Origin of the sequence: Methanococcoides sp. NM1 (assembly GCF_900774285.1) — an archaeon.
In the GTDB taxonomy this organism is placed as follows: domain Archaea; phylum Halobacteriota; class Methanosarcinia; order Methanosarcinales; family Methanosarcinaceae; genus Methanococcoides; species Methanococcoides vulcani.
Genome location: NZ_CAAGTW010000002.1, coordinates 237,627 through 250,243, shown reverse-complemented (window position 1 = coordinate 250,243; position 12,617 = coordinate 237,627). Strand labels below are relative to the sequence as shown.

The window sequence follows — 12,617 nt, the reverse complement described above, 5'->3', positions numbered from 1 at the left end:
CCCCTTTTGATGAGTATGCTCATCCAAAGTATGAATTCCCATCTTTCTTTTCTTCTTCTCTGCCTTGCCGGAATCTCGCGGCAATCCTATCAGGCAGATCGTCCCGATTAACCTCATCAACTGTCAGAACCTCGAACTCCTCCCTTATCCTCTGCGCCAGCAGATGTTTGCTCGATCTATGAAGTACAGCAAGTATCGGCCTGTCCGAATCAAGAATCTCCTCCACAGCCCGGACGAAGTTTTCCGACTTGAGTTCCATGGGTCCGACTTCATCTATAACCACAAGATCACAACCAAGGGCATGCCTGATCGCCTCTGCACCTATGCCGTCAAGGTCTTCAAGGTTCACATGATATTTCCCCAGCTTCGGGCCGGTGCATTTGACATGGCTTAGGATACCTTTCCTGCCTGTATCTATATCCTCTATCGAAAACCCCTGGCGTTTGCCGTCCACACGCATCTCTGCGGCCCGGATGCCACAGGCTTTTAGATCAAGTTTCTCCACAACCCTTGTCACTACCGTTGATTTCCCCACGCCGGGCTTTCCTGTCACCGCTATTCGAAGCATCTGGAATCCCTCCCATATAGAAAAGATGGATCGAGTGGTATTTAAGTTGAATTGGTATCGATCTTCGTTAATATAAGGATGAACCCATGGGTCCTAAACTGGTCGTAACTTTTGAGATCAGGGATGAAAAAGCATACAAAGCTAAACCAGTGGTTCATTCAAACCTGAACCTGGAAATAGCCAGTCCAAAGAAAAGAATAGTCATAAGAAGCAGTACCCCTACTTCTTTCAATATCCCGGCAAGTCCCAGGTCAAAATACAGCAGATCATAGAAACCATCCATTGCCCAGGCAGTGATGGTAAGATGAGCCAGATCCTGCATGAACTGGGGCATGATGAACAGCGGCCACCAGGAACCGCCCATGGCAGACATTATTAACACGATCATAGTAGATACCGAATCTGCCTGATCCTTGGTTGTCACAAATACTGCCACCAGCAGACCGAGTCCTGTGCTAGTCAGCGTGATAGCAGAGATCAGTACTATCAGAGCCACCACGCTGCTTCCCAGGTTCAGGTCAAAGACCACGTGTCCAAAGATCAGCAGGACCGTAAGCTGCACGAATCCCCTGAAAAATGTACTGGCAATCTTGCCTCCGATGATCTCCGGTTTGCTGATAGGAGCAGTGACCAGTCGTCGAAATGTCCCGGATTCCCGTTCCTTTAACAGACTGGCCGACCCTACTCCAATGGTTGTGAACAGAAGGAACATGATAGCAAATCCAGGTACATACTGTGTAAATGGTGAGAAATCCTCCAGACGGGTGGAGGTGCTCTCTGTGACCACCTGCACAGGAGGAGGTTGAGTGAACTGGTCTGCCACATCCACGACCTCGTATATCTGCTCTTTATTATATACCGGAACTCCATAAGCAGCCACCGTCTTAACCACCACCACGTTGGTAGACAACCTGCTGGCATAACCTTCCACGATCTTCTCCACAACCGTGTTCGCATCCTTCTCGGTAGGGTCAGTGATGATCAATAGTTCGCTATTCTGCCCTCTCATCACGGACTCTGTGAACCCCTGTGGAATGATAATCAATCTGCCGTATTCCTGGTCCCTGATCCTTTCCCTGGCTGCAAACTCATTGGATTCCATATCCACATCCAGTATATCGATCTCTTCCAGAAACTCCACAAATCCTTTTGAGATCTCGCCATTGTCCAGATCCACCACCAGTACATCAATCCCGATGTCCTGACTGAACGAACCACTCAGTGCCAGCCCTGTCACCGATATTACGAATATGGGCATAATGAACATCAGAAGAAGGGCATTGCGGTCCCGCATAAGGATCTTCAGGTCCTTGGCAGCAATGATATGGAACTTCATGACTTTACCTCCTCAATCTGGTACCTGTCAGGTGGAGGAACAGGGTCTCAAGGTCTGGCTCTTTTATCTGGATGGACTCCACCTTTGTACCTGAAGCTATCAGTATATCGATTATGCCTGCCAGTGATTCCCTGCCCTGGACCAGTCCAATGGTAATGCTGCCGCCATCCACAACCACCTTTTGAACGTTATCGATCTGCTGTATGGTATCCGCGGCTTCTGGTGGAAGCTCTTTTGACGTCACCTGAATGATATCGCTCTCACCTACCAGCTTCAGCAAACCTTGCAGGGTATCCAGAGCAATGAGTTTTCCTTTGTCAACTATGGCAATACGATGGCACAGTTTCTCCGCATCTTCCATCTGGTGGGTGGTTAACAGTACAGTCGTCCCCTGCCGGTTAAGATCACGGATAGTATCATAGATCCGCTTACGGCTCTGGGGATCAACACCGGTAGACGGTTCATCCAGAAACAGTATTCTGGGGTTGTGCAGCAGTGCAACAGCAATGTTTATCCTGCGTTTCATACCTCCCGAGTAACCTTCCAGCCTGTCGTCTGCCCTATCCGTAAGGCCCACCATATCCAGCAATTCTTCGATCCTGTCTTTCATTGCCCTCCCGGACAGGCCGTATATTTTTGCATAGAATGCAAGGTTTTCCCTAGCTGTTAATGTGTAATACAGGCTGATCTCCTGAGGCACAACACCAATGATCTTTTTTATGTCAGTAGCATTTTTTTCCACATCAAACCCGTCGATGGTAACCCTGCCTGCAGTTGGCTCCAGCAGGCAGCACAGGATAGATATGATGGTGGACTTTCCTGCACCATTGGGACCCAGTAGCCCAAAGATCTCACCTCTTTTGATATCAAAAGAAACGCCTTCTACAGCCGTAAATCCATCATATTGTTTGCTCAGATCTTCCACGGTGATGATGGCGTCATCAGTCATTGCTACTCCCGCCTTCACGCCGTTTCATATAGCCATATGCCAAAGCTGCCAGTATCAGCAAACCTCCAGCCAGCAGGAAAGGGTTCTGGTATATTGCACCCCTGTCTTCAGACTCCCCAACCTGTGCGGGCACATAAATTGTATCTGAGACTTTTGTTTTACCCTCGTGATCTTCATATTCGATCTCGGCTTTAATGGAATATGTCTTGGCAGTGGCATCCGGGTCCACGTCGATATTGAACATGGCCTGAACCTCATCGCCGGGTTCCATATCTCCCAGGAAAGCCGTATAATCTGTACTGCTTAAGGGATCTGAGAGCCTCAACCTGGCAGTAGCCCTGGAAGCCGTCTCCTCACCTGTATTCGTGAATGTCATGCTGAGGATGCCAGAACTTCCAGGCAGCAGTTCGCTGTCCACTTCAATGACCTCAAAATCTGCCTGTTCCCTGATGATAATGAAAACATTATGGCTTTCATTCACTTCCTGATACAATATGTTTCGGTCTATCTGGTTGCTGGTCACATCTCCCTCCACCTGTACATCTTTCTGGAACTGGTAGGTAAGGTTTACTTCCAGAGGATACGTGCCTGCGGTCGCACCCTCCCATACTTTGATCTCGAACTGTATGGGCTGGGATACCTGACCCGAAACCAGGGTGCCTGCACTCTGTGGCGGTGTCTTTATATCCAGCGGTGCATCCTTTGCCGACAGGGACGCCATCACCCCAACAGCCGTAGTGACATCATATTCCATGTCCTGTTCTATCGCTGATAATGCGATCTCATTGGCATCTTCTGGCTCGTTCTCAGATTCAAATCCAAGGATCTTGCCCTGGTTCATGATCTGTATGAGTGCAGCGGAGGATTCACCCCTATCGTATTCAGGGCTGCCCGCGATGCTCACCACCATTTCAGGACTGCCGTGGACGGTAAAATAATCATCATTGAATGTCCATATATTTGGAGGGACAGACTCGCCATATGCCTGAACTGCAGACAGCGTCAAAAAAAGCATTACAAGTGCCAATAGTCGTTTCATAACCGTACCCCATGTACAATTTTCATCTGGTCATATATAAAATAACCTTAAGCGAAAGTTTCAACTATTACTTTCCTTACCTCGTTTAACGTGGAGATAAACACCAGCAACACCCGCTATTATTATAGCAAGCAGGTATCCAACTGATATCATACTTTCATCCGTTTCCTCCACTGTTGCCGACACTTTCATTACATCAGATATCCGGGTATCACCGCGTCTGTCCTTGTATTCTACCTCAGTCTCGATCCCATAAGTTTTGGGCAGTGCATCGCTGTCCACTTCTATACTGTACTGCGCCTGATACGAGTCGCCGGGTTCAAGTGTGCCCAGAAATGCCTGATCATCGGTGGTGCTGAATGGATCTGACACTATTATTCTGGCCACGGCATCCTCAGCCACCACATCTCCCACATTCCTGTATGTGACGTAAAAGAGGCATTCTTCATCTGGTATCAGCTGGGATTTGACACTCTCAACGATAAAATCAGCTTTGGGCTTCACTTCAATATGGATAGGTAGTGTCTGGTTCTTCATGACATACCAATAATCGATTCTCTGGTTTGGATAACCATCAACTTTAACATCACTCTGGTATTGATAGGTCAGATTTAATGTGAGCTCATATGTTCCAGAAGGGGCATTCTTGAAGATCTCGATGTCGAATTCCATTGGTTGTGCTATCTCGCCGCTCCTAAGATATTCTACCTGCTGAGGATCGCTGAAAACTCTTACCGGTGCTTCATCTTCATTTTTGAGGGCACCATGGATATTTACTGCTGTCGTAATATCGTATTCAAGATCCAGTTCTGTGCTGGCATCCACAGACTCATTTGGCCCTACTGGTTTATTTTCAGTCTCAAAGGTACCTGTCTGACCGTTATTTATCAACCGGACGAATATCCTGGATGTCTCCCCACTTTCAAATTCAAGATTTCCCATCACATAACCCAATAGCTGTGGCTCCCCGGAAACATCATAATAATCATCCAAGAGTTCATCAATGTTGGGAGGAATGATCTCAGCATTAACATTAGAGGTTGCTACAAGTAGTAAAAACACCCCAACCAACACCAATATCTTTTTCCGCATACGTCCATACCCTCCTTCATTTTTGGACTTTGTAGTACGCTATAATGTAATTTATAACCTAACTTTTGCTACTCAAAATAAATATAAGTGCTCCTAATAACAATAATAGATTGACGAAATGAAGTAAGATTTATTCTGTAAGAATTTAAGTTTTGAGATGTGATTGCAATTAATTTTACGAGTTAGGTTTATAAGCTTTCTCTCAAGAATCCCAACCTTTCCACCAAACTTATGCTTAGGATGTTCCCTGTACTGCATAATTGGGCAACGGTGTTTACAACTCATTGCATAACCAAATTCTTTAAATGTTCCATCCAAGTGTTAAAATAATTTCGGACATCAGGGAGAAGACTGCTGCCGGGACGGCAATAAGCAGATTCCTTATTGACACCACATTCGATGAGACGATGTTTTTGATAGCCATCATTTCATTGCCATATGAAATACCGATAGTGTTAGCAGAAGTTTGAATGTTCCTGATGAGAACGGAAACTATTGCATAGGGGATATACAGCATTGGAATGATGACCACGATATGAATAGCAGCATATACGAACATGAGCAATCCGACAACAAGGAGTAATGGCAGTTCCAGAAGATAGAATGGATTAAATTGTGTCTTTCGTGGCTCTAGCATTTCAGCCAATGACGAAAATAAGATCGCTAAGAATACGAAGTTCCCTCTGGTGAATTCATAGAGATTCGGGGAGGTCATATCCCGGACAATATTCTCAAGATCCCTGGAATTCTTCAAAATTCCCGTCTGTGTCAGGAAACCGAAAACAAATGTGTAAAAAGCTATAAACTCTAAAAGCAGTTCCGCCTTTATCTGCCATGTTCCCTGTCCATGTACAAAGAATATCCAGATATTCAATGCTAAGAGTCCGATGAATATCGATATAAATGCCAATTTATAGGAGAGTGTCGATTGTGCAGATGTTTCCTGAGTCCCCATGATAATCCCACAATAATCGTATTTGTGGTGCATATTATTTAATCTTCAGCCTTTTGAAATAGCTCTATAGAAATCCTATGGCTTAACTGTAAATAACCATCTGATAATCTAATAATAAGAAGCCCCTTGTGGGTCAGGTCATGAAGAAAACAAAGGGTGTGCAGATGCACGTCAGGCCCATGAGTTGCTTATTGCTGCTCTTAAAGACTAAGACCATCGATCTTGTTCTTTTTACTTTTCTTTTATGATCTTCCAATTTCTTTTTTGTTACCAGATTGTATATCAAAATCAATTAGTAGTTTTAAAACATATATTCTATTACCGTATCATAAATGGTACGGTGTGGCAGTGAATCAGAAGGTAGAACGCCATTGGGCATAAAAACCCATGACCTTTCAAGGTTTGATTGGCATTTGTAAATCCTTTAGGTCGACCTGAGATGGGGGAGAACATCGGGGTAAGGGTCGCCCAATGAGATGTCGCCCAATAAAGTCGACAAATCGATCCCTGATCACTGTCATCAAATTACTTTTTTACTATTTATTTTCGATTAGCTTTGACTTTATTTTTGCTTCATGTAATGTAAAGCACTACAGGCAGTGCTACTACTTGTGTTATGCCTGACATATTTAAAGAGGAGACCATTTATGAATTATAAATATATTTCATGCTTGATACTTATTTCTAGTATTTTGATCAGCGGTTGTGTGACGCTTACATATGATACTAAAGTTGATAGAAATGGAGGGATCGTAGAGCATACTATGGTCATAGAAACCAGCTCATATGTATATGCACTAATGAATGAGGAAACACAGATCAGAGACATTGTGGTTTCTGAAGGTGGAGAGTATAGTGAAGTCTGGGATGGAGATAATGTACAGATGATCATTAGTGGACTTATTCCCCCAAACATCTATACAGAAACAGATGGAGATCATCTTATATACCGACACACGATAACCGACAACTTCACGACCGATTATTCAGAATACGGGGCTGCCGCCATAGATGTACATTATTATTTGGAGATGCCAGGTGAAATTGTTGAATCTAATGCAAACGTAGTTGATGGAAATAAGGCAGAATGGCACATGGTAGGTAGCACTCAGCCTGAAGATATCTACGCCAGGTGCGAGCTTCCTTCAATTCCGGGATTTGAAATATTAAGTTCTATTCTAGCGATCTTAGCTATAGCATTTTTCTTTAGAAAGGGATAAAATTTCCTTCTCATTTTTTAATTTAAAAGCTTCATTATTCCAGTTTTTTAGCTTCTTTCAGATTACCATTGGGCATAAACGGCTTATCATTTCTGACATTCCTGCTTCATGTAATGCAGAGTGCCCTTAGAAAATCCCATTTTCCTCCATTCATCACAGAATTAAACTTAGCAGTAACCTTCCTTATTCCAGTAGTTCTAAGCCAAATTTTAGTATGTTCTGTTCCCGAATATTGCAGAACCAACACGCACCATCGTAGCCCCTTCCTCGATGGCGATCCTGTAATCATTAGACATTCCCATTGATAGTTCCTGGATATCGATGTTATCCTGATCTACCTGCTTCATTTCATCAAAAAGCGCTTTCATTTTCTTGAAATATGAACGTGTTTGCTCAGGGGACACAAAGGGAGGTATACACATGAGCCCTTTCACATGAACATTTTTGAGTGAATGGATCTCTGTTAGCACCTGAGCGATCTCATCTGATCCAAAACCGAATTTCTGTGGTTCGTTGCCAATGTTGATCTGAAGGAAGACCTTCTGTACCTTGTCAATGGCTTCGGCTTTCTTATCAATATGCTGTATTAACTTCAAGGAGTCAACTGACTGGATCACATCAAAGTGCTGAACGGCTTTTTTAATCTTGTTTGTCTGTAAATGCCCGATCAGGTGTCTTTCACAGGGCAGGATCTCATCACATTTATCCTCGAATTCCTGAACTCTGTTCTCCCCTATGATGGTGGCTCCGGCTTTGATGGATTCGTTGATCCTCTCAGGGTCAATTGTCTTGGTGACGGAGACAAGTTTTGTCCTTCCAAGTTCTTTAAGGATCATCTTTACATTTTCATCGACTGTCATTCATGTTCCCAATACGATTTTTATTCAAGATATGATGCATTTAAATGGTTCCAATTATGGGCTATATGGATTAAGTGCAATGAATTTTATATAAAACGTTCGTTTGGTTCTGCGGTCTGGTTCATATAAAACTAAGTACCTTCGAGAACTTTATTTTCTCCCGTTTAGTATATGGAATTTCGTGATATTCTTCTTCCACTACAGATCAGACAAATTCCTTTCTTGAAGGCCATGGTAGTGTCACTATTTTGTTGTGTATGATGCCGAGAACACTGAATCTTTTGCTGCTTCCATTCTACCATGGAGGGATATCTGCTTGCACGAAAACTTCCCTGTAATGGAAGCAAGTGACCTAATGAAATTCGCAGCAGAGCACATGGAATGATCATTCAGTAATTTAATGAATCAAGGTTTCTGGCTTATCAACTACTTTTTTATTTTTCTTTGTGTCACAACCAAGTGTCTTGACATCTATCTTTTTACTTATGATGTTGGGGGGTTATTTTTAAGAAAGAGAAAATACAGATATCCCTATAATAAAAAATCTGTTCGTGGGGGACAATATATGAATAATAGATCGAAGAGCTTACTGCATGTTCTTTTCATTTCTTTAGTAGCTTTGTCTTTGTCTGTGACAGTTGCTTCTGCAGAAGTGAGCACTGTATTGTATGATGGAAATGCCCTTGATTTTGCAACTCCACCGGATGTTGTAGCCTATGCCAATACTGTGCATGTTACACCTCCATCCGAGTTCCAGATCGCAACAAGTGGTTCGATCTGGCGATATCATCAGTGGATCGCGTTGATGAATCAGGGTAACTGGGTCGAAGCAGAGACAACAGTTGAAACGACCACAGTAAGTGTCCAGTTCTGGGGTGACACCAACGATGGCTGGGCACGTGTTCTTGTTGATGGTTCAGAGGTATGGACCGGAAACACCTATGGAAGTGATCCCGCCTATCCAGGCGGCGCATTTGTCAAGTACCTGGAGATATCCGGTCTGGATAAAGGTACCCACACTATAAGGGTGGAAAATATGGGTATCAGTGGTCCTGGTGGTGGCAATCATGTGACTATCTATTTCTTTGGTCTTATGGCGCCATTGGCAGTAGGTCCAACACCTACACCTACTCCAAGCCCAACACCCATTTCTGAGAAAGGGCTTGTTGCCTACTATCCTTTTGATGGCGATGTGAGGGATTATTCCGGTAATAATAACCATGGAACCAACAATGGTGCCGTCTTTGTATCCGGAGTAAGGAATCAGGCATTAAGCTTTGACGGTAAGGACGATTACGTGCGTTCACCAGTTAACATCAATCAGGATAATATGCCACAAATGACCATGGTTGTTTGGGCTAAAGCCGATGAGATCAGGGGAACGGTCATCTCTCAGGATGATGGCAGTTATGACCGAACGATAGACATCGACAATCGTGGTGGAGGAGATGGCTGGTCAGCCTTTAGTGGTTCAGGTCGTGTTTTGGGATTCCATCCTGTCACAACCGATGAATGGACTTTCCTGGCAGCAGTTTATGACCAGGATGCTGAAACAGTAACACTGTACGTAAATGATAGGGTGTATCAGGAAAAAGGCAAACTGGGTGATGGCAAGGATTATACCAATATTGGTTCCAATCCGGGATATGGTGTGCATTTCCCTGGTGATATCGATGAAGTGAGGATCTACAATTACGCCCTTTCACAAAGTGAGATCAATTCCATGCGTCAGGGAGCAACACTTCCAGGCCCGACACCTACTCCTACTCCTACTCCAAGCCCAACACCCATTTCAGAGAGGGGGCTTGTTGCCTACTATCCTTTTGATAACGATGTAAGGGATTATTCCGGCAATAACAATCATGGGACTCCGAAAGGAAATATGGCTTTCACTACTGCTGGTGTAGTAGGAAATGCTGCAGCTATTTTTGATGGGAAGAGCTATATAGAGGTTAAAGATAGTGATTCTCTTGACCTCACAGAGGATTTTACGTTCGCTGGATGGCTCAACAAAAAAGATGCAGGTGTCGGAGGATGGGCTGTTGTATTCTCAAAAGGTGATACGTCCTCTCTATTTGCTGTAAATAGCCCATATGCACTATATCATGATTCCAATGGAATATACCCTAGTGTTCGTGTTGCTAGCCAGACAATCACATCAACTGCGGAAACGAATTTCAATGAGTGGTATTTCGTTACAGTCACAAAAGATGGAAGCGAGCTAAAGTTCTATATTAATGGGGAACTCAAGGACACTAAGACATCAGCAGTTTCCATTCCAGAATCAGATACTAACCTTCTCATAGGTATTGATCCACCAGGAACCTCCGAATACTTTAGAGGATCAATGGATGACCTCAGGATCTACAATGTTGCTCTTTCACAAAGCGAAATCAACGCTATTTATCTGGGAGCAACAGCTCCAGCCCCTACACCGATCCCTACTCCCACTCCGGAACCTGTAATTGATAGGTTCAATGGCCTGACCTTCGAATCCCGTAGCAAGGCAACCGGAAGCATTGTACAGATCCCTCTGACATTGAATGGGGTACGGGATAATATCGGAAATATGGATATGACCCTGAGATATGATTCCTCTGTCCTTGTAGCTACTGAAGTTGTTAAAGGTAGTTTGACAAGCGATTCACTGTTCGATTACAATATCATCGACGGCACGATCAAGATAAGTTTCGCTGATAAGGACGGATTCTCCGGTGATGGCTCTATTGCTCACGTAAGATTTAATGTGGTCGGAGCTGAAGGCTCATCCACTGCTCTTGATATTGCATCCCTGTCTGCAAACAGGGCAGATCTGACACCCGTTAATATTCCTACTAAGGACGGAGTATTCAAGGTGATCAGTCTGGAGGAAAGCAAAGGGGATGCTGCTGGTGACGGCGGTGAACTTACAGCTCTGGATGCACTGTATGCACTCCAGATGGCTGTGGGAAAGATACCGGAAGATCTAGCTATGGATGTGAATGGAGATGGAAGTGTAACATCAATTGATGCAAGGCAGATACTGAGAAATTCTGCTAAATTAGAGTGAAATGGGAGTGGTAACATGAAAAGGATATTGCTGTTAGTTAGTCTGTTGTGTCTTGTATCTCTTGCATCGGCACAGGACGTGACCGTAAGTGTGAGCGATACAATAGGCGCAGCCGGGGGTATAGTGGAAGTTCCTATCAACCTTGAGGGAGCTACAGATGTGGGAAGTATGGACATTTCCCTGATATATGATCCGGCAGTTCTGCAGGCTGTGGGCGTGGAAGCCGGTGAACTTGGTGGAAATACATATCTCGAATCCAATACAGCTAATGAAGGAGAGGTCATAATCGCACTGGCAGACTCTTCCGGGATAACTGGTGATGGTGCAGTTGTAGTTGTGTCCTTTAAAGTGCTTGGTGATGTCGGCTCATCCAGTTCCCTAACCCTGAGTGACGTATCAGTACACAATACCGATCTCGTTGAAGTCATATCTCCCACCATTGACGGAACCCTCAGTGTTACCGAGGAAGCCTCAGAAAGTGCAGGTTATGGAAGCATGGTAGTGATGACAATGGCAGCAATCGTCATGGCCCTGTTCGTTGTCAAGAGAAGACGGTAAGGGGGAGTAGAAATGAAGAAGATGATCATTATCTCATTTCTACTTTTAATCTTTTTAGCGAATCCGGTTTCTGCAGACCTGTTTAGTGATATGAACCAGAAGGTCGTGACTTACAACCAGAATGTAGATAAAGTCCCGAGTTTTGTAAACAGTCTTCTTGGGAATGAAGAGATATATGGTATCATAGAGCTAAATGACGGGAGTGCACTGGAACTAAAAGTAGTTACAGAGGATGCTACGGTTGTAGAATTCCAGAAACTGGCAATCGAGATCGAAGCTGAAAAGGGTGACTGTAACCAGGATGGCTACCTGAGTGCTGTTGATTCCCTTTGTGCACTGAATATGGCTACCGGGAAGATGGCAGAAGACGCAAATGTCGATGTTGACAATAGTGGAGCTGTTACTTCTCTGGATGCAAGGATTATATTACAATCTGTAGTTGGCCTTAGCTCTGAAGTGGATCCGACAGTCGTGGTAATATCAAATGAAGATACCATCAGAAGCATAATGGAATCCCAACAGCCTGCGGATAAATTCTTAGATGCCTATGATGCCGGTGATATTGTCATAGAGCCTGTGGGGGTTGTTAATAACATTACCTTCTTCATGGCAGACCTAGCTCTAAAGATCTCAAAGTTGCTTGGAATTCTCTGATCAACTTAGAGATCACCCCCACTTCAATTTTTTTGATAAGTATGCATTTTCCATGTTACATACTTATCAATTTATTTTTAAATTTTTTAAATTTCAACTTATTTTATTCTTTATCGAAGATAACATTTCTCGAATATTTCCTAGTCCAATAACCTCGAATGTGCTGTATCCAACAGCTCTGCAAATTCTTCGATTTTTTTAACCAGAATCACTTTTGAAATTCAATAAATGCAAACTTCAAAAATTATATATTGTATTACGATGCATCCTTACTACACAGCCGCCGTTTAAATTTGGTAAATTGTACCAAATGGCAGTTCAAAAATAGCACTCTTAA

At 43.7% G+C, this 12,617-nt stretch carries 12 protein-coding genes; 5 read left to right on the top strand and 7 right to left on the bottom strand.

The features are described from left to right. Positions 1-19 precede the first annotated feature (19 nt). The 6 genes from E7X56_RS03220 to E7X56_RS03195 all read right to left on the bottom strand — a co-directional run bounded on the left by E7X56_RS03220 (position 20) and on the right by E7X56_RS03195 (position 5,939). Positions 20-568 carry an NTPase gene (locus E7X56_RS03220; protein WP_135604790.1) on the bottom strand — a complete coding sequence of 183 codons (549 nt, stop codon included), beginning with the start codon at positions 566-568 and terminating at the stop codon, positions 20-22. Positions 569-722: 154 nt separating this feature from the next. Continuing rightward, positions 723-1,904 carry an ABC transporter permease gene (locus tag E7X56_RS03215; RefSeq protein WP_135604788.1) on the bottom strand — a complete coding sequence of 394 codons (1,182 nt, stop codon included), beginning with the start codon at positions 1,902-1,904 and terminating at the stop codon, positions 723-725. 4 nt (positions 1,905-1,908) lie between these two features. Continuing rightward, the gene (locus tag E7X56_RS03210; RefSeq protein WP_135604787.1) at positions 1,909-2,853 is read right to left on the bottom strand and encodes an ABC transporter ATP-binding protein; all 945 of its coding nucleotides are present in this window, start codon (positions 2,851-2,853) and stop codon (positions 1,909-1,911) included. Beyond that, a complete protein-coding gene (locus E7X56_RS03205) occupies positions 2,846-3,892 on the bottom strand; it encodes a COG1361 S-layer family protein (RefSeq protein WP_135604785.1) in 1,047 nt (348 codons plus the stop codon). Before E7X56_RS03205 ends, E7X56_RS03210 begins: the two co-directional genes overlap by 8 nt. Positions 3,893-3,952: 60 nt before the next feature. Then, entirely contained in the window at positions 3,953-4,984 is a 1,032-nt protein-coding gene (locus E7X56_RS03200; RefSeq protein ID WP_135604783.1) for a COG1361 S-layer family protein, read from the bottom strand. Positions 4,985-5,285: 301 nt separating this feature from the next. Continuing rightward, positions 5,286-5,939: a hypothetical protein gene (locus tag E7X56_RS03195; protein WP_135604781.1), complete on the bottom strand. Its 654-nt coding sequence runs from the start codon at positions 5,937-5,939 to the stop codon at positions 5,286-5,288. An 800-nt stretch (positions 5,940-6,739) separates the two neighbouring features. On the opposite strand from E7X56_RS03195, the gene E7X56_RS03190 reads away from it, so the two are divergent. Then, positions 6,740-7,159, top strand: a complete 420-nt coding sequence (locus E7X56_RS03190; RefSeq protein ID WP_135604779.1) for a PGF-CTERM sorting domain-containing protein — start codon at positions 6,740-6,742, stop codon at positions 7,157-7,159. 209 nt (positions 7,160-7,368) lie between these two features. On the opposite strand, the gene E7X56_RS03185 is transcribed toward E7X56_RS03190, so the two are convergent. Continuing rightward, a complete protein-coding gene (locus tag E7X56_RS03185) occupies positions 7,369-8,019 on the bottom strand; it encodes a YggS family pyridoxal phosphate-dependent enzyme (RefSeq protein WP_135604777.1) in 651 nt (216 codons plus the stop codon). 253 nt (positions 8,020-8,272) lie between these two features. Between E7X56_RS03185 and E7X56_RS12280 the strand changes: the two genes are divergently transcribed. The 4 genes from E7X56_RS12280 to E7X56_RS03170 all read left to right on the top strand — a co-directional run bounded on the left by E7X56_RS12280 (position 8,273) and on the right by E7X56_RS03170 (position 12,280). After that, entirely contained in the window at positions 8,273-8,404 is a 132-nt protein-coding gene (locus E7X56_RS12280; protein ID WP_371413340.1) for a DUF3303 family protein, read from the top strand. Between the two features lie 180 nt (positions 8,405-8,584). After that, positions 8,585-11,068, top strand: coding sequence for a LamG-like jellyroll fold domain-containing protein (locus E7X56_RS03180; RefSeq protein ID WP_167879431.1), 2,484 nt, complete (start codon positions 8,585-8,587; stop codon positions 11,066-11,068). Positions 11,069-11,083: 15 nt separating this feature from the next. Further along, complete coding sequence (locus E7X56_RS03175; protein ID WP_135604773.1) at positions 11,084-11,626, top strand: cohesin domain-containing protein; 543 nt, start codon at positions 11,084-11,086, stop codon at positions 11,624-11,626. 12 nt (positions 11,627-11,638) lie between these two features. Continuing rightward, a complete protein-coding gene (locus E7X56_RS03170) occupies positions 11,639-12,280 on the top strand; it encodes a hypothetical protein (RefSeq protein ID WP_135604771.1) in 642 nt (213 codons plus the stop codon). The last annotated feature ends 337 nt before the right edge of the window (positions 12,281-12,617 follow it).